Consider the following 17,078-nt stretch of genomic DNA (forward strand, 5'->3'; position numbering starts at 1 on the left):
AAACAGGAAACGCCCACCCCCGGTTGGGGATGGGCGTTTTCGGAATGGTCGGGCCGGCGAGATTCGAACTCGCGGCCTTCCGCCCCCCAGACGGACGCGCTAACCAGGCTGCGCCACGGCCCGACGAGGGGCATATAGAGCGAAGCGGGCGGCCAGCACAAGGGGCCAAGCGCGGAAAATTCGGCAAGAATTTCGATTGTCCTGCGCCGGCGGCCGCCGGGGGGCGAAAAGTGGCAGGCCACGCGGGTCAGCGCAGGCCGGCGAGCGCATCGCGCAGGGATTTTGCCTGCGGCGGCAGCGGCTTGCCCTGAAATTCATGCTGGCGCAAGGCTAGCGCAGCGCCGACCAGCCGGTCCAGCCATGGGGCCGCGGCGGATGGTGGGGCAGGCCGCGCGTCGAAAAGCGGCAGCGATTCGGCCTGCCGGACCCGCTGCGGCGGTTTTGCGGCAGGCGGGGGGTCGGGCCGCATCAGGCGCACCGCCGGGGCGGGCGGGTCGGCGTCGCCCGGCGCCTCTCCTAGGCGGGCGGCGCCCACGGCACGCAGCGCGGCGCCGCGATCGGCGGCGATCAGCCGCTTGGCGCCGCGGATGCTGAGCCCTTCCTCGCGCAGCACCTGGCAAAGCCCGGCGGCCAGGCGCACGTCGTCGGGGCGGTAATAGCGCCGGCCATCGGCGCGTTTCACCGGAGCAAGCTGGGTGAATTGCGATTCCCAATACCGCAGCACATGCGGCGCGACGCCCACGAGGCGCGAGACCTCTCCGATCGAGCGGAAGGCGTCGGGGGATTTGCTCATCGGCCCTTGCGCCTGTTGCCGGCCGCCACCCGATCCTTCATCAGATGCGAGGGCCGGAAGGACAGCACCCGGCGCGGCGTGATCGGCACCTCTTCCCCGGTCTTGGGATTGCGGCCGATGCGTTCGTTCTTGTCGCGGACCGAAAACGTGCCGAAGGACGAGATCTTGACCTGCTCGCCGCGCACCAGCGCATCGGAGATATGGCCAAGCACGCTTTCGACAAGCTGGGCCGATTCGTGTCGGGACAGTCCTACCTCACGGAACACGGCCTCGGCCAGGTCCATGCGGGTCAGGGTAGAGTCGCTCATCTCGGAAACCTCTTGAATGGTGCGAAGGATGATTTCTTTACGGCCCCGAGTCAACAACCCCGGCCCGATTCCGTTCCCTTGCCGGCGGATTTTGTTCCGCGTTATTCGCGCTTTATCCGCAAGCACCCGCGTATGGCTGCCGGTCGCCTGCTTGGAACTGCGGCAATCAGCGCCTATCTTGAAAGGGAAAGGGCAAGCGGGACGGGGTGACATGGCTGGCGGTTGGGCGCGCGACGATGCGGTGAACGAGCAGATCGAGGTTTCCACGCAGGAAGCGATCGAGCGGATGCGGCTGCGCAATGCGCAGCGTGTCGCGCAGGAAAGCGCAGCCATTTGCGAAGAATGCGACGAGCCCATCCCCGAGGCGCGGCGACGGGCGATTCCCGGCGTCCGGCTATGCGTCGCCTGCCAATCGGGGCGCGACAAGGCCTGGCGGCCAAGGGCCGGGATCAACCGGCGCGGATCGAAGGATTCGCAGCTGAAATAGGTGCCGGCCTACCAGCGCAGCACGACGGAGCCCCAGGCGAGGCCGCCGCCGATCGCCTCGGCCACCAGCACGTCGCCGGGCTTGAAGCGGCCCTGGGCATTGGCGACCGACAAGGCCAGCGGGATCGAGGCGGCCGAGGTGTTGCCGTGATCGGCCACCGTCAGCACCACCTTTTCCATCGGCAGGCGCATGCGCTTGGCCGTCGCCTCGATGATGCGCAGGTTGGCCTGGTGCGGCACGAGCCAGTCCACCTGGTCCGCGTCCAGCCCGGCGCGGTCCAGCGCGCGATGGGCGGTATCAGCCAGTTTCTCGACCGCGTGGCGGAAAACCAGGTTGCCCTGCATGCGCAGGTGGCCGGCAGTGCCGGTGCTGGCGACGCCGCCATCGACGTAAAGCAGGTCGCGATATTGCCCGTCGCTGTTCAGGTCGGTTGCCAGGATGCCGCGATCCGCGGAGGAGCCCTGGCCCTCGGCCGCCTCCAGCACCAGCGCGCCGGCGCCGTCGCCGAACAGCACACAGGTGCCGCGGTCGGTCCAGTCCATGATGCGGCTGAAAATCTCGGCCCCGATGACCAGGACTCGCTGCGCGAGGCCCGCGCGGATCATCGCATCGGCATTGGCCAGCGCATAGACGAAGCCCGCGCAGACCGCTTGCAGGTCATAGGCGAAGCCGTGCCGCATGCCCAGCCCGGCCTGCACCATGGTCGCGACCGAGGGAAAGGTCAGGTCGGGGGTCGAGGTGGCCACGATCACCGCGTCGATCTGTCCGGGCTCAAGCCCGGCATCGGCCAGCGCCGCCTGCGCGGCCAGGATGCCCAGGTCGCTGGTGCGCTGGTCGTCGGCGGCAAAATGGCGCCGCTCGATCCCGGTGCGGGCGCGGATCCATTCGTCGCTGGTGTCCAGCTTGTCCTCGAACCAGCTATTCTCGACCACCCGCTCGGGCAGGTAATGGCCGGTTCCCCGGACGATCGCACGCCGCATCAGGACGCCTCGCTTTCATTGCTGCCTTTGATTTCGCCGGCCGCCGCGACGGATTGCGCCACGCGGACCGCCAGCCGGTCCTGAAAGCCCGACTGCGCCAGCCGGAAGGCCAGCTTGATCGCCGCCGAGACGCCGGTCGCATCGGCCGAGCCATGCGATTTCACCACCGTCCCGTTCAGCCCCAGGAATATGCCGCCATTGACGCGGCGCGGGTCGATGCGCTTTTGCAGCCGCTTGAGCGAACCCATCGCCAGAAGCGCGGCAAATTTCGACATCACCGATTTGCCGAACGCTTCTTTCAGCAATTCGCCCACCAGCTTGGCGGTGCCTTCGCCGGTCTTCAGCGCGACATTGCCGGTAAAGCCGTCGGTGACGATCACGTCGACGCGGGCCGAGGGCAGGTCGCCCCCCTCGACGAAGCCGACATAGTCGAAATTCGCCGCCTGCGCCGTGGTGGGGATCAGCTCATGCGCCTGTTTCAGCTCGGGCCGGCCCTTGTGATCCTCGGTCCCGACATTGAGCAGGCCGACGCGCGGCCGCTCCAGCCCGAAACCGTTGCGGGCATAAGAGGCGCCCATCAGCGCATAGGTCAGCAGGTCCTGGGCATCGGCGCGGATATCGGCGCCGACGTCGAGCATGACGTTGAAGCCTTGCGGATTGCGCGAGGGCCAGAGACAGGCGATGGCGGGACGGTTCACGCCCGGCAGCTTGCGCAGCCGCAGCATGGAAAGCGCCATCAGCGCCCCGGTATTGCCGCAGGAGACGGCGGCGGTCGCCTCGCCTTGGCGCACCGATTCGAGCGCGGACCACATCGAGGTGCCCTCGCCTTTGCGCAGCACCTGGCTGGGCTTGTCGCCCATGGTCACGACCCCGCCGGCGTCGCGGATGTCGCAACGCTGCGCCAGATCGCCGCGGCGGGCGATCAGCCGTTCCAGTTCGGCGCGCGGGCCGTGGACGATGAAGCGGATGTCGGAATTCTTTCCGGCGCTTTCCGCCATGCCGGCGACCACCGCCGCCGGGCCGCGGTCGCCCCCCATCGCGTCAACCGAGATCACCACGCCGCCCCCGTCGCCAGGGGCGCGAGGCGGAGTGCTGGAATCTGCCGAAGCCATATCCGCGGTCGATCCGCTCAGGCCGCGTCTTCGTCCAGGTCGACCTCATTGGCCTGGGCCACGACCTCGCGGTCGGCGTAATGGCCGCAGGACGGGCAGACGTGATGCGGGCGCTTCAGTTCGCCGCAGTTCGAGCATTCGTTCGGGTTGCCGGCGACAAGCGCATCATGCGAACGGCGCATGTTGCGGCGGGAGCGGGTAACTCGGTTCTGAGGGACGGCCATGTCTCAACCTCAAGGGTTCGGGGGGCAGCCGGCTTGGGCAGCCCCGGATTCGGGGTTCGGTTCTGGGCGGGCATAGGCCAGGAAGCCGCGGGCCGCAAGTTGCGAAAACTGCTCACAAGGCGGGGGCCGCGGTCCGGGATACCCCCGCCGGTCGAATGAAGGCGGGAAAATAGCGGGATTTTCGTATTGCGCAAGGGAAAACTGCAAGAGAAGCGGCGCTGCCGCGCCGCTGCCTCCGGCGGGGATATTTGGGCACGAAAGAAGCCGGGGTCGAGGCGGCGCCGCAGCCGCTAGCGGCCCAGCTTTGCATGGACCTCGTCCAGGTCGACCTCGGCCTTGGGGAATTTGTTGTCGGGATCGTCGAAGTCGTATTTGAAGAGCTGGAAGTCCTTCTTGTAGATCTCCCAGACCAGGTGGCGCGACAGGTCGTCGAAATAGTCGCTGACCTTATGGGCGCGCTTTGGCCCGTGGCCTTCGGACTCGTTGAATTTCGGCACCTCGTTCACGTCCAGCTTGACCGGCGTGGGTGCCGCGTCCAACACCTTTTGCATGCCTTCGTTGAATTTCTCGGTGAAGAAGATCTGGTCGTAGCGCCCGCCGTTCACGATGAAGGTCGCGATATGGCCGGACATGGCGGACCAGTGGATGTCGGGTTCCATCGGGCGGCGCCAGCGGATGGTGTCGCGGGCGAACAGCAGGAAGCGGCGGAAGCTGGCGACCTGGTCGAATTCGAAACCGTTCTCGGCGCTGCCGACATCGACGCCGTAGCGCTGCATCAGCTGCGGCACGAGATTGCCGCGATAGCGCTTGCCGTTGCGCTGGATGCCGGCGATCTTGTCGAAGAACGAGGACAGGACGCGCGCATAGGGGTTGCGCACGCAGGTGAAGGTCAGGGCCTTGTGCGCCTTGACGTTCTCTTCGATCAGCGCCTGGCTTTCGGGCTGGTTCCACTTGTGCAGCCCGGTGGTGGAATCGTGGATGTCGCCGTCGAAATAGCGGCCGTGGTCGGAATGGAACATGATCTGCCCGATGGAGGAGCAGGCGCATTTGGGGACGACGCGATAGACCATGCTTTCGCTTTCCGTCATCCAGGTTCCCGGAAAACCCATTTCGATCTTTCCCTTCAACAAAACCTGCACCCGGCCCGAGCGGGGGCAGGGCCGGGTTGCTCCCCCGGCCAAAATCGGTAAGGACACAAAGCAAATCACCGGCAGAGTTTCAACTGCCGGCGAGCGTTTCCCGCCGCCGCGGACCGTATGAGTATCTGGATGGCCCGTATCGCCTTCATTCTGCTTTGCCACAAGGATCCCAAGGGGGTGGTGGCGCAGGCCCGCCGGCTGACCGGCTCGGGCGATTACGTCTCGATCCATTTCGACGGCCGGGCCAATATGCGCGATTTCGAGATGATCCGCGCGGCGCTGGCCGACAACCCTTCGGTGGTCTTTGCGCAGCGGCGCTGGAAATGCGGCTGGGGCGAATGGTCGCTGGTCGGCGCCACGCTGGAGGCGGTGCGCGCCGCCGTCGCCGCCTTTCCGCTGGCCACGCATTTCTACATGCTGTCCGGGGATTGCATGCCGATCAAGTCGGCCGAATACGCCCATGGCTTTCTGGACGGCGAGGATTGCGACTATATCGAGAATTTCGATTTCTTCGAATCGGACTGGATCAAGACCGGCTTCAAGGAAGAGCGGCTGGTCTATCGGCACTGGTTCAACGAGCGCACGCAGAAATGGCTGTTCTATACCAGCTACGAGCTGCAAAAGCGATTCGGCCTGACCCGCGCGGTGCCGGCCGACATCCAGGTCATGATCGGCTCGCAATGGTGGTGCCTGCGCCGCCAGACGGTCGAGAAGGTGCTGAATTTCTGCGCCGGCCGCCCCGAGGTGATGGGGTTCTTCGCGACGACCTGGATCCCGGACGAGACCTTTTTCCAGACCATCGTGGCCCATGTCGTGCCCCGGCGCGAGATCCGTTCGCGGACCCTCACCTATCTGGTCTTTACCGATTACGGCATGCCCGTCACCTTTTATAACGACCATTACGACCTGTTGCTGGGGCAGAACTACCTGTTTGCGCGCAAGATCAGCCCCGAGGCGATCCGCCTGCGCGAGCGGCTGGGGGCGCTGTGGACGGCCGGCGGGGTGCATTTCCCGATCTCGAACGAGGCGACGGGGCTGTTTCGCTTTGTCACCGCCCGCGGCCGGGTCGGGCGGCGCTTCGGCCAGCGGTTCTGGGAAGCCGAGGGCAGCCTGGGCCGTGATAACTCGCTGCTTCTGGTGGTGGCCAAGAAATGGCATGTGGCCAAGCGGCTGACCGATGCGATCCGCCGCCACACCGCGATCCCGGCGGTGGATTTCGTCTTCAACGAGATCGAGGCGCATCTGCCGGACCTGGGCGGGGTCGAAACCACCCTGGAAAAGCGCGACCGCCACCGCCGGGCGCTGATCCGGCTGCTGTTTCAGCATTTCGAATCGCACCGGCTGGTGCTGTGCCTTGACCCTTCGGCGCTGCACCTGATCCAGGACCTGACCTCGGACAAGGCGGATACCCGCGTCCTGCTGATCGATTCACAGTTCGACGACGACTATCTGCGCGGCCATATCGCCCGCGTGGGGCTGGCCGGCAGCGAGACGGCCCCCGAGGTGATCGAGCGGCTGCTGCCCATGGTGCGCGCCGATCTGGAGCACGAGGCCGAGCGGCTGCGCGACATGGATCTTGCCGGGCTTCATTCCATGGCCCCCTGGCGTCATGCCGAGGAGAACGCCGCGCAACTGGCGCGTTTCCTGGACGTGCCGGCCGAGACCGGGCTGGCGCTTGCCCGGACCGACCACCTGTTCAGCGATTGAGGAGAGCCTGCATGCCTGCCTATGACGACAGCAACATCTTTGCCCGCATCCTGCGCGGCGAGATCCCCAACGACACCGTGCTGGAGACCGAGCATACGCTGGTTTTCCGCGACATCCGGCCGCAGGCGCCGGTGCATGTGCTGGTGATCCCCAAGGGCGCCTATGTCAGCTATGACGATTTCGCCGCCAATGCGCCGGATGCCGAGATCGTCGATTTCCACCGCGCCCTGGCCCAGGCCACGCGCGAGCTGGGCGTGGCGCTGGATGGCGGGCAGGGTTTCCGCGCCATCACCAATGCCGGCGAGCATGGCGTTCAGGAAGTCCCGCATTTCCACATGCATATCCTGGGCGGCCGGGACATGGGCCGGATGGTTCAGCCGGGCTGAGCCGCCGGGCGAGAGGTCAGCTGGACGAAGACATCCTCCAGGTCCGGCGCCTCGACCGCCACGTCGCGGATCGGCAGATGGGCCGCCCGCAGCGCATCGATCAGCCCGTCCGCGGCAACGCGCGAGGGCGCGTAGCTGAGCGCGAGCCTTCCGTCGTCGCGCCGCTCGGCCCGCACCCCTTCGGGCAGGGCGGGCAGCGCGCGATCTGCGCCGGTATCGACCACCAGCGTCTTGGAATCGGCCCGCCCCAGCAAGGCGGCGGTGTCTTCGCACAGCACCAGCTCGCCCCGGTCGACGATGGCGATGCGATCGCACATCTGCTCGGCCTCTTCCAGGTAATGGGTGGTCAGGATAATGGTCATGCCCTGGTCGTTGAGCCTGCGCACGTTGCGCCACAGCATCTCGCGCAGCTGGATGTCCACGCCCGCCGTCGGCTCGTCCAGGACCAGGATCTGCGGCCGGTGCACCAGCGCCTTGGCCAGAAGCAGCCGCCGCTTCATGCCGCCCGAGAGGTTGCGCGTATAGCTTTCCGCCTGTTCGGTCAGCCCCACCAGTTCCAGCAGATCGTCGGTCCAGCGTTCGCGCTTGGGCACGCCGTATAGCCCGGCCTGCACCTCCAGGCTGGCGCGGGGCGACAGGAAGGGGTCGATGTTGAGTTCCTGCGGCATGACGCCGATGGCGGCGCGGGACTGGCGCGGGTTCACGTCCTGGTCGAAGCCCCAGATCGTCACCTTGCCCGAGGTCTTGCGCACCAGACCGGCCAGAATGTTGATGGTGGTGGATTTCCCGGCGCCGTTCGGTCCCAGGAGCCCGAAGATGGAGCCGGCAGGAATCGCCAGGTCGAGCCCCCTGAGCGCATGTTTGGCCGGCGCCTGGCCGGCGGCGGCATAGGTCTTGGTCAGACCGCTGATTTCGATGGCGTTCGGGCTGGGCTTGGGGGCTGGCATCGGCTCTTGGCGTTCCTTATGATCACCGCCGGTTTAACCCCGTTTGTCCTCCAAGCTCAAGGAACCGCCATGACCATCCCGGCCCCCGAGATCCAGACCGTCACCACCTGGAAGGTCGCCTGCGACGGCGACGAGGCGCGGGGCCTGGGCCATCCGCGGGTCTGGCTGGCGATTCCGCGCGATACCGGCTGGGTGGATTGCGGCTATTGCGACAAGCGCTTCGTGATCGACCGCGAGCACGCGCAGGACGATCACTAGGCGCGCCGCTTGCGGATTGCGGCCTTGCCGGGGCGGCGCGGTTGCCGGCCTCCGGCGGGGATATTTGGGCACGAAAGAAGGCGGGGCCGCGGCCTTGGCCCCGGCGGCGCTTCGTGGCAGTAAGGGGCCTTTCAAGGTCGGCTATAGGATGGGGCGCATATGACGGACGGATTCGGCAAGGGCCATCACCTGCACCTGATCGACGGTTCGGCCTTTATCTTTCGCGCCTATCACGCGCTGCCGCCGCTGACCCGCCGCTCGGACGGGCTGCCGATGGGGGCGGTGGCGGGCTTTTGCAACATGGTGTGGAAATACCTTCAGGACGGCAAGGGATCCGACCAGCCGACCCATGCCGCGGTGATCTTCGACCATTCGGCGCGGACCTTTCGCAATGACATCTATCCGCTCTACAAGGCGAACCGGCCCGAGCCGCCCGAGGATCTGCGCCCGCAATTCCCCCTGACCCGCGAGGCGACGCGGGCCTTCAACATCGCCTGCATCGAGACCGAGGGGTTCGAGGCCGACGACATCATCGCCAGCCTGGCTTGCCAGGCGCGCGATGCCGGCGGGCGTGTGACGATCATCAGCAGCGACAAGGACCTGATGCAGCTTGTCGGCGGCGGGGTCGAGATGATGGACCCGATCAAGGGCAAGCCCATCGGCCCCGACGAGGTGCGCGAGAAGTTCGGCGTCGGCCCCGAGCGGGTGGTGGATGTGCAGGCCCTTGCCGGCGATTCCATCGACAACGTGCCGGGCGCGCCGGGAATCGGCATCAAGACCGCCGCGCAACTGATTGAGGAATACGGAGATCTTGAAACTCTGCTGGCGCGTGCCGAGGAGATCCGGCAGCCCAAGCGCCGCCAGACGCTGATCGACCATGCCGAGCAGATCCGCATCTCGCGGCGGCTGGTCGAACTGGATTGCCGGATGGCGCTGGATTTCAACCTGGAGAGCCTGGAAATCCGCGAGCCGGAACCCGAGGCGCTGCTGGATTTCCTGGCCCGCATGGAGCTGCGCAGCCTGACCAAGCGCGTGGCCGAACGTTTCGGGACCGAGGCGCCGACCATGGCCGAGGCGGCGCCGGTGCCGGCTGCCGTCGCCGGCCCCGCCGCCGCGCCGGCGGTCGAGCTGCCGGCCATCGACCGCAGCCTTTACGTCACCATCCGCGACGAGGCGGTGCTGGCCGAATGGCTGGCCGAGATCGCCGAGAAGGGCGTGGTCGCCATCGACACCGAGACCACCGGGCTGGACGACATGCAGGCCGAACTGGTCGGGGTTTCGCTTTGCACCGGGCCGGGGCGGGCGGCCTATCTGCCGCTGGGCCATGTCGACGGCGCCGCCGACCTTTTCGGCTCGGGCGCGCGGGCTGCGGGGCAGATGGAGCGCGAGCGGGCGCTGGCGATGCTGAAGCCGGTCCTGGAAGATCCGGCGGTGCTGAAGATCGGCCAGAACATCAAGTATGATTGGAAGATGCTGGCCCGGCACGGCATCCGCATGGCGCCCTTGGACGATACCATGCTGCTGTCCTATGCGTTGAACGCCGGGGCGCATAACCACGGCATGGACGAGTTGGCCGACCTGTATCTGGGCCATCGCTGCCTGCCGATCAAGGAACTGATCGGCTCGGGCAAGGCGCAGATCAATTTCTCGCAGGTGGCCATCGACAAGGCCAGCGAATATGCCGCCGAGGATGCCGAGGTGACCTGGCGGCTGTGGCATCACCTGCGCCCCCGGCTGGCCGCGAACCATGTCGCCACCGCCTATGAGCGGCTGGAGCGGCCGATGGTCGCGGTGCTGGCCGATATGGAAATGGCCGGCATCCGCATCGATTCGGATCACCTGCGCCGCATGTCCAGCGCCTTTGCCCAGAAGATGGCGGCGCTGGAGGCCGAGATCCATGAACTGGCCGGTGGCCCCTTCAACGTCGGCAGCCCCAAGCAGTTGGGCGAGATCCTGTTCCAGCGCATGGGCCTGGCGGGGGGCAAGCAGGGCAAGACCGGCGCCTATTCCACCGGCGCCGAGGTGCTGGAGGACCTGGCCGCCGAAGGCCACGAACTGCCGGGCCGGGTGCTGGACTGGCGGGCGATTTCCAAGCTGAAATCGACCTATACCGATGCGCTGCCCCTGCATGTGAACCCCGAGACTGGGCGGGTCCATACCTGCTATTCCATCGCCGGGGCGCAGACCGGGCGGCTGGCCTCGACCGATCCGAACCTGCAAAACATCCCGGTCAGGACCGAGGAGGGGCGGCGCATCCGCGAGGCCTTTGTCGCCGGGCCGGGGATGCGGCTGGTCAGCCTGGACTATAGCCAGATCGAACTGCGCATCCTGGCGCATGTGGCGCAGATCCCGGCGCTGAAGCAGGCTTTCCGCGACGGGATCGACATCCATGCCATGACGGCCAGCCAGATGTTCGGCGTGCCGGTCGAAGGCATGGACCCAAGCGTCCGGCGTCGCGCCAAGGCGATCAATTTCGGGGTGATCTATGGCATTTCAGGCTTCGGCCTGGCGCGCAACCTGCGCATTCCGCGGGCCGAGGCGCAGTCCTTCATCGACACCTATTTCGAGCGTTTCCCCGAGATCCGCGCCTATATGGACCGCACCGTGGCCGGGGCCAAGCAGGACGGTTTCGTGCGCACGCTGTTTGGCCGCCGCATCATGACGCCGGGCATCAACCAGTCGGGGCCGGCGGCCGGCGGCGCGCGGCGGGCGGCGATCAACGCGCCGATCCAGGGGGCGGCGGCCGACATCATCCGCCGCGCCATGATCCGCATGCCCGACGCCATCCGCCACCTGCCGGCGCGGATGCTGCTTCAGGTGCATGACGAACTGGTCTTCGAGGTCGAGGAAGGCGCGGTGGCTGAGCTGATCGAGGCGGCGCGCGGCATCATGCAGGGCGCGGCCGATCCGGCGGTGCGGCTGGACGTGCCGCTGATCGTCGATGCCGGCCATGGCCTGAACTGGGCCCAGGCGCACTAAGCGCGCCCTGATCGGCGCGGCGCGGCCGCAGGGGGTATGCGGCGAAGCGGCAAGGGCGGCGGGCCGTGGCGGCCCGCGCCGCTGCCGTTATATCGCGGCGGAATGGCCCGATGCCGCCATGTCGTAGCCGTCGAACATGCGGGCGATCATCCGGGTCAGCGGCCGCCCCTTGGGCGTGATGCGCAGGCCGGCGGCGTCGGTTTCCACCATCTCGCCGAAATGCGCGGCGACGGGGGCGAAGACCTGGGCCAGGCTTTCGGCGTCGAAACCGTGGTCGCGGATGCATTCCTCGGCCCGGATCTCGAAATCGCACATCAGCGCCTCGATCATGCGCGAGCGCCAGCGATCCTCGGCCGAGAAGGCATGGCCGCGCGTGGTCGAGAAGCGCCCGGCGCGGATCTTGGCCAGATGCGCGCCGGTGGCGGGGGCGTTCTGCGCGTAGCCCTGGGGAAAGCGCGAGATGGACGAAGCGCCCAGCCCCACCAGAACCTCGGCCCGGTCGTCGGTATAGCCCTGGAAATTGCGCCGCAGCAGCCCGGCCTTTTGGGCGCGGGCCAGCCCGTCGCCGGGGCGGGCGAAATGGTCGATGCCGATTTCGTCATAGCCATCGGCCAGGAACAGCTTGCGCGCGGTCTCGAACAGGCGCAGCCGGCCATGCGGATCGGGCAGGGCCTCGGACGGGATCATCACCTGGCGCTTGGCCATCCAGGGCACATGGGCATAGCCGTAAAGCGCCACCCGGTCGGGCGAAAGCGCCAAAAGCTTCTGCACCGATTCGGCGATGCGGCGCGGGTCCTGATGCGGCAGGCCGTAAAGGATGTCGGCGTTCAGGCTGGCGATGCCGCGGTCGCGGATCATGTCCACGGCGCGCTTCGTAACCTCGAAGCTTTGCTCGCGGCCGATGACCTTCTGGATCTCGGGATCGAAATCCTGCACCCCGATCGAGGCGCGGGTCAGCCCCGCCTCGGCCAGGGCGTCCATGCGCGCCTCGTCGATCTCGTTCGGGTCGATCTCGACCGAGAATTCGGCGCCCTCGGCCAGCGGAAAGACATCGAGGACCGCACCGGCGACCTGGCGCATCATGTCGGGCGGCATCAGGGTCGGCGTGCCGCCGCCCCAATGCAGCCGCGACAATTTGACGCCGGGCGCCAGGGCCGATCTCAGCATCTCAAGCTCGGCGAGCAGCGCCTTGGCATAGGCGCGCACCGGCTCGTCGGACTGGGTGCCCTGGGTCCGGCAGGCGCAGAACCAGCACAGCCGCCGGCAGAACGGCACATGCATATAGAGCGAGATCGCGGCGCCGGCGGGGATCGCGGCAATCCAGTCGCGAAAGACCGGCTCGCCCACGGCGGGGGTGAAATGCGGCGCGGTCGGATAGCTGGTATAGCGCGGCACGCGCGCGTCAAACAGTCCCAGCCGCTCAAGTTGCGATTGTTGTTCCATGTTGCTATAGCTAGCCCTGACCACGCGCCAGGACCTTGACCCAAATCAAATGCCCCACGACGCCGCCCTCTGCGCGACGCAGCAGCCCTGCGAGATCTGCCCGATCCGGTATCGGGCGGTCTGTGCCCATTGCGAAGGCGATGAACTTGCCGAGCTGGAGGGGATGAAGTTCTATCGCCGCTACGAGGCGGGACAGGTCGTGGTCTGGGCCGGCGACCGCATGGATTTCGTCGCCTCGGTCATTGCCGGCATGGCCGGGCTGACCCAGCAGCTTGAGGACGGGCGCACGCAAATGGTCGGCCTGCTGCTGCCCAGCGACTTCCTTGGCCGGCCGGGACGCGAGGTGGCGGCCTATACCGTCACCGCCACCAGCGACCTGATGCTGTGCTGCTTTCGCCGCAAGCCCTTTGAAAAGCTGCTGATCGAAAATCCGCGCATCGCCAGCCGCCTGCTGGAGATGACGCTGGACGAACTGGACGCCGCCCGCGACTGGCTGCTGCTTCTGGGCCGCAAGTCCGCGCGCGAGAAGATCGCCTCGCTGCTGGTGATCCTGGCCCGGCGTGCGGCGGCCCTGGTCAAGCGCCGGCCGGAAGGGCGCATCGTCATCGAACTGCCGCTGACGCGCGAAGCGATGGCGGATTACCTGGGCCTGACGCTGGAAACCGTCAGCCGGCAGATGAGCACGCTCAAGCGCGAAGGGGTGATCGAACTGGACGGCAAGCGGCGGGTGATCGTGCCGTCTTTCGTGCGGCTGGTCACGGAAAGCGGCGACGATTCGGACGGCGGGCCGTTAAGCTGACGGCACTGGGGCGGCCGCGGCCGCCGGGATCTCGGCCCCGCGACCGGGCAGGGGGCACCGAAGGGCGGCCAGGCGCGCCTAGCGCGCCATAAGGACCGGAACCTGCGCCTTTTCCAGCATGTTGCGGGTTGCGCCGCCCAGGATCGCCTGGCGGAACCGGGAATGGCCATAGGCGCCCATCACCAGCATGTCAGCGCCGATCTCGGTCGCGCGGCGATTCAGGATGTCGCTGACCAGCGGCAGGGTGCGGGCCAGCACCGCGATTTCCGCCCTGACGCCGTGGCGCGTCAGCATCTGGCACAGCGCGCCGCCCGGATCAGAGCGTTCGGGCCCGTTGGGCGAGGGGTCGATCACCGTGATCTCGACGCTGTCGGCCGCGACCAGCAGCGGCAGGGCGCGGCGCACGGCGGCCAGCGCCTCGTTCGACTGGTTCCAGGCGATCATGATCTTGCGGCCGAAGGGCTCTTTCAATTCCTGCGGCACGATCAGCACCGGCGCCGACCCTTCGAAAAGCGCGGCCTCGGTCACGGCTTCTGCATCGGCGGGCGCGCCTTCGCCATAGGGGCGGTTCAGCACCACAAGATCGGCATAACGCGCGCGCATTCCCACCAGCGTCGACAGCCCGCCAACCTGCGCGACGGCCGAGTCGACCGACCAGCGGATGTCCTCGGGGTCGAGCCGGTCGCGGACCCTTTCCTCCAGGTCGCCGGCCGCGGCCACCGCCTTGTCGATGGATTCCTGGAACACATAGGCCGAGGCGCCCGCGTAGTAATAACCGCTTTGGGTATGGTCCACCCCCAGGCAGAACACGTCAAGATGCGCATCCTCGCGCCGGGTCATGGCAATGGCCGAATCCAGCTGTCGCTGCTGGTCGGTCGCGGTCAGAACGGTCAGGATCGTCTTATAGCCCATGGGCCCTCTCCTTTCGCGGTTTCGTCGCGAGTTTCATCTGCATCCGACAGAAGCACAACCGCCGCGCCGGCAACCTGCGACATCCTGTCCGGGTAAATCGGGATTTTACACCTATCCAGCAAGGACCGTTTGACGCAGATCAAAGTCTCACGAAACCGTGTGACGTTAGAACAAGCTGTCGGAGCCGCGATTCCACCGCACCCCATGCGTAAACGGCCGGCTTTGGCGCAGGATGAAGGACACGAATTCATGTTGGATACCATCAAGCTGATCGCGCTTGGGACGGTCGCGGTGCTGGCCGCGATCGCGGCCAACTATGCGCGACCCGATGATCCCGCGTATTTGGTGAATGCGCTGATCATCATGCTGGCAGCAGGGATCATGTTCCTGCGGGTGCTGCGCCAGATGGGCAATGCACAACCGTCGCTGGAGCCGCATCCCGAGACGCAATATATGGACGACGTGGTCCGGGCCGGGGTGATCGCCACCGCCTTCTGGGGCGTCGTGGGCTTCCTGGTCGGGGTGATCATCGCCTTTCAGCTTGCCTTCCCGGCGCTGAACCTCAGCGACATCACCATGGGCTACACCAATTTCGGCAAGATGCGGCCGCTGCATACCTCGGCGGTGATCTTTGCCTTTGGCGGTAACGCCCTGATCGCGACCTCGTTCTATGTGGTGCAGCGCACCTCGGCGGCACGGCTCTGGGGGGGCAATGCGGCCTGGTTCGTGTTCTGGGGCTACCAGCTCTTCATCCTGCTGGCGGCGACCGGCTATATCCTGGGCGCCACCCAGTCCAAGGAATATGCCGAACCGGAATGGTATGCCGACTGGTGGCTGACGGTGGTCTGGGTCGTCTACCTGGCCGTGTTCCTGGGCACGATCCTGAAGCGGAAAGAGCCGCATATCTATGTGGCGAACTGGTTCTACCTGTCCTTCATCGTCACCATCGCCATGCTGCATATCGTCAACAACCTGACGATCCCGGTCAGCCCCTTTGGTTCGAAATCGGTGCAGCTCTTCTCGGGCGTGCAGGATGCGATGACGCAATGGTGGTATGGCCACAATGCCGTGGGCTTCTTCCTGACGGCGGGCTTCCTGGGCATGATGTATTACTTCATTCCCAAGCAGGCCGAGCGTCCGGTCTACAGCTACAAGCTGTCGATCATCCACTTCTGGGCCCTGATCTTCCTGTACATCTGGGCCGGTCCGCACCACCTGCACTATACCGCGCTGCCCGACTGGGCCTCGACCCTGGGCATGGTGTTCTCGATCATCCTGTGGATGCCCAGCTGGGGCGGCATGATCAACGGGCTGATGACGCTGTCGGGCGCCTGGGACAAGCTGCGCACCGATCCGGTCATCCGCATGATGGTGGTGGCCGTGGGCTTTTACGGCATGGCGACCTTTGAAGGGCCGATGATGTCGATCAAGGCCGTCAACTCGCTGAGCCATTACACCGACTGGACCATCGGCCATGTGCATTCCGGTGCTTTGGGCTGGAACGGCATGATCACCTTTGGCGCGCTCTACTATCTGACGCCGCGGCTTTGGGGACGTGACCGGCTTTACTCCACGGCGCTGGTTAGCTGGCATTTCTGGCTCGCGACCATCGGACTGGTGCTCTACGCCGCCTCGATGTGGGTCTCGGGCATCATGGAAGGGCTGATGTGGCGCGAGGTCGACAGCCAGGGCTTCCTGGTCAACGCCTTTGCCGACACCGTCGCCGCGAAATTCCCGATGAACGTGGTGCGCGGTATGGGCGGGGTGCTGTATCTGACCGGCGCGCTGATCATGTGCTACAACCTGTGGGCCACCGTCGCCAGGCAACCCAAGACCCAGGCGACCACGGTCGCGGTCCCGGCAGAGTGAGGACGGATCATGGCCATTCTTGAAAAGCACAAGGTCCTGGAAAAGAACGCCACGCTGCTGCTGGTCTTTTCCTTCCTGGTCGTTACCATCGGCGGCATCGTCGAGATCGCACCCCTGTTCTACCTGCAAAACACCATCGAAAAGGTGCAGGGGATGCGCCCCTATACTCCGCTGGAACTGAAGGGCCGCGACATCTATGTCCGCGAGGGCTGCTATGTCTGCCACAGCCAGATGATCCGTCCGATGCGCGACGAGGTCGAGCGCTACGGCCATTACAGCCTGGCGGCCGAGTCGATGTATGACCATCCGTTCCAATGGGGCTCCAAGCGGACCGGGCCGGACCTGGCCCGCGTCGGCGGCCGCTATTCGGACGAATGGCATATCGACCACCTGGTCAATCCCCAGGCGGTGGTGCCCGAATCGATCATGCCCAAATACGGTTTCCTGCTGGACCGTCCCCTGGACGCCTCGAACATGCCGCAGCGGCTGAAGACCGACAGCCTGGTCGGCGTGCCCTATGACGAGGTGATGATCGCTTCGGCCGTCGAAGACTTCCGCGCCCAGGCCGACCCGGACGCCGATGCCTCGGGCCTGGAGGAACGCTATCCGGGCGCGCAGCAGCGCAATTTCGACCGCAGACCCGGCGTGTCGGAAATGGATGCACTGATCGCCTATCTCCAGGTGTTGGGCACGATGGTCGATTTCTCGACCTTCGAACCCGACCCCAACCGCTGA

Annotated in this window: 17 protein-coding genes and 1 tRNA gene; 8 read left to right on the forward strand and 10 right to left on the reverse strand. The window is 66.3% G+C overall.

The features are described 5' to 3' along the window. Positions 1-45: 45 nt before the first annotated feature. From F3H32_RS01550 to ihfA, 3 genes are all read right to left on the reverse strand, one after another. Positions 46-123, reverse strand: a tRNA-Pro gene (locus tag F3H32_RS01550). A gap of 124 nt (positions 124-247) precedes the next feature. Beyond that, positions 248-793, reverse strand: a complete 546-nt coding sequence (locus tag F3H32_RS01555; protein WP_149763810.1) for a MerR family transcriptional regulator — start codon at positions 791-793, stop codon at positions 248-250. After that, complete coding sequence (ihfA, locus tag F3H32_RS01560) at positions 790-1,101, reverse strand: integration host factor subunit alpha (RefSeq protein WP_115756313.1); 312 nt, start codon at positions 1,099-1,101, stop codon at positions 790-792. Before ihfA ends, F3H32_RS01555 begins: the two co-directional genes overlap by 4 nt. A gap of 211 nt (positions 1,102-1,312) precedes the next feature. Here ihfA and F3H32_RS01565 point away from each other — a divergent pair, with 211 nt between their 5' ends. Beyond that, positions 1,313-1,588, forward strand: coding sequence for a DksA/TraR family C4-type zinc finger protein (locus F3H32_RS01565; protein WP_149763812.1), 276 nt, complete (start codon positions 1,313-1,315; stop codon positions 1,586-1,588). An 8-nt stretch (positions 1,589-1,596) separates the two neighbouring features. Here the strand turns inward: F3H32_RS01565 and F3H32_RS01570 are convergent, their stop codons facing one another. From F3H32_RS01570 to F3H32_RS01585, 4 genes are all read right to left on the reverse strand, one after another. Further along, entirely contained in the window at positions 1,597-2,568 is a 972-nt protein-coding gene (locus F3H32_RS01570; protein ID WP_149763814.1) for a beta-ketoacyl-ACP synthase III, read from the reverse strand. Further along, complete coding sequence (plsX, locus tag F3H32_RS01575) at positions 2,568-3,680, reverse strand: phosphate acyltransferase PlsX (protein ID WP_149763816.1); 1,113 nt, start codon at positions 3,678-3,680, stop codon at positions 2,568-2,570. The genes F3H32_RS01570 and plsX overlap by 1 nt, the downstream gene beginning before the upstream one ends. A gap of 17 nt (positions 3,681-3,697) precedes the next feature. After that, a complete protein-coding gene (gene rpmF / locus F3H32_RS01580) occupies positions 3,698-3,904 on the reverse strand; it encodes a 50S ribosomal protein L32 (protein WP_011748153.1) in 207 nt (68 codons plus the stop codon). Between the two features lie 290 nt (positions 3,905-4,194). Further along, on the reverse strand, positions 4,195-5,013 hold the full coding sequence (locus tag F3H32_RS01585; RefSeq protein WP_149763818.1) for a sulfotransferase family protein: 819 nt from the start codon (positions 5,011-5,013) through the stop codon (positions 4,195-4,197). 159 nt (positions 5,014-5,172) lie between these two features. Between F3H32_RS01585 and F3H32_RS01590 the strand changes: the two genes are divergently transcribed. Further along, entirely contained in the window at positions 5,173-6,750 is a 1,578-nt protein-coding gene (locus tag F3H32_RS01590; RefSeq protein ID WP_149764205.1) for a DUF5928 domain-containing protein, read from the forward strand. An 11-nt stretch (positions 6,751-6,761) separates the two neighbouring features. After that, positions 6,762-7,136, forward strand: coding sequence for an HIT domain-containing protein (locus F3H32_RS01595; protein WP_149763820.1), 375 nt, complete (start codon positions 6,762-6,764; stop codon positions 7,134-7,136). Here F3H32_RS01595 and F3H32_RS01600 read toward each other — a convergent pair. Beyond that, a complete protein-coding gene (locus F3H32_RS01600; protein ID WP_149763822.1) occupies positions 7,124-8,083 on the reverse strand; it encodes an ABC transporter ATP-binding protein in 960 nt (319 codons plus the stop codon). The two genes, F3H32_RS01595 and F3H32_RS01600, sit on opposite strands and share 13 nt — an antisense overlap. A gap of 69 nt (positions 8,084-8,152) precedes the next feature. On the opposite strand from F3H32_RS01600, the gene F3H32_RS01605 reads away from it, so the two are divergent. Continuing rightward, positions 8,153-8,341 (forward strand): zinc-finger domain-containing protein, encoded by a 189-nt coding sequence (locus F3H32_RS01605; RefSeq protein ID WP_149763824.1) that lies wholly within the window; start codon positions 8,153-8,155, stop codon positions 8,339-8,341. 159 nt (positions 8,342-8,500) lie between these two features. Further along, positions 8,501-11,320 carry a DNA polymerase I gene (gene polA / locus F3H32_RS01610; RefSeq protein ID WP_149763826.1) on the forward strand — a complete coding sequence of 940 codons (2,820 nt, stop codon included), beginning with the start codon at positions 8,501-8,503 and terminating at the stop codon, positions 11,318-11,320. 87 nt (positions 11,321-11,407) lie between these two features. On the opposite strand, the gene hemN is transcribed toward polA, so the two are convergent. Beyond that, on the reverse strand, positions 11,408-12,763 hold the full coding sequence (hemN, locus tag F3H32_RS01615; RefSeq protein ID WP_115756304.1) for an oxygen-independent coproporphyrinogen III oxidase: 1,356 nt from the start codon (positions 12,761-12,763) through the stop codon (positions 11,408-11,410). Positions 12,764-12,812: 49 nt separating this feature from the next. On the opposite strand from hemN, the gene fnrL reads away from it, so the two are divergent. After that, a complete protein-coding gene (fnrL, locus tag F3H32_RS01620) occupies positions 12,813-13,562 on the forward strand; it encodes a transcriptional regulator FnrL (RefSeq protein ID WP_149763828.1) in 750 nt (249 codons plus the stop codon). A 78-nt stretch (positions 13,563-13,640) separates the two neighbouring features. Here fnrL and F3H32_RS01625 read toward each other — a convergent pair whose 3' ends face one another. Beyond that, positions 13,641-14,474 (reverse strand): universal stress protein, encoded by an 834-nt coding sequence (locus F3H32_RS01625; protein WP_149763830.1) that lies wholly within the window; start codon positions 14,472-14,474, stop codon positions 13,641-13,643. A gap of 249 nt (positions 14,475-14,723) precedes the next feature. On the opposite strand from F3H32_RS01625, the gene ccoN reads away from it, so the two are divergent. Then, on the forward strand, positions 14,724-16,343 hold the full coding sequence (gene ccoN / locus F3H32_RS01630; RefSeq protein ID WP_149763832.1) for a cytochrome-c oxidase, cbb3-type subunit I: 1,620 nt from the start codon (positions 14,724-14,726) through the stop codon (positions 16,341-16,343). 9 nt (positions 16,344-16,352) lie between these two features. Beyond that, positions 16,353-17,078, forward strand: coding sequence for a cytochrome-c oxidase, cbb3-type subunit II (gene ccoO / locus F3H32_RS01635; protein ID WP_149763834.1), 726 nt, complete (start codon positions 16,353-16,355; stop codon positions 17,076-17,078).

It is taken from the genome of Paracoccus thiocyanatus, assembly GCF_900156255.1.
Taxonomy (GTDB): Bacteria; Pseudomonadota; Alphaproteobacteria; order Rhodobacterales; family Rhodobacteraceae; genus Paracoccus; species Paracoccus thiocyanatus.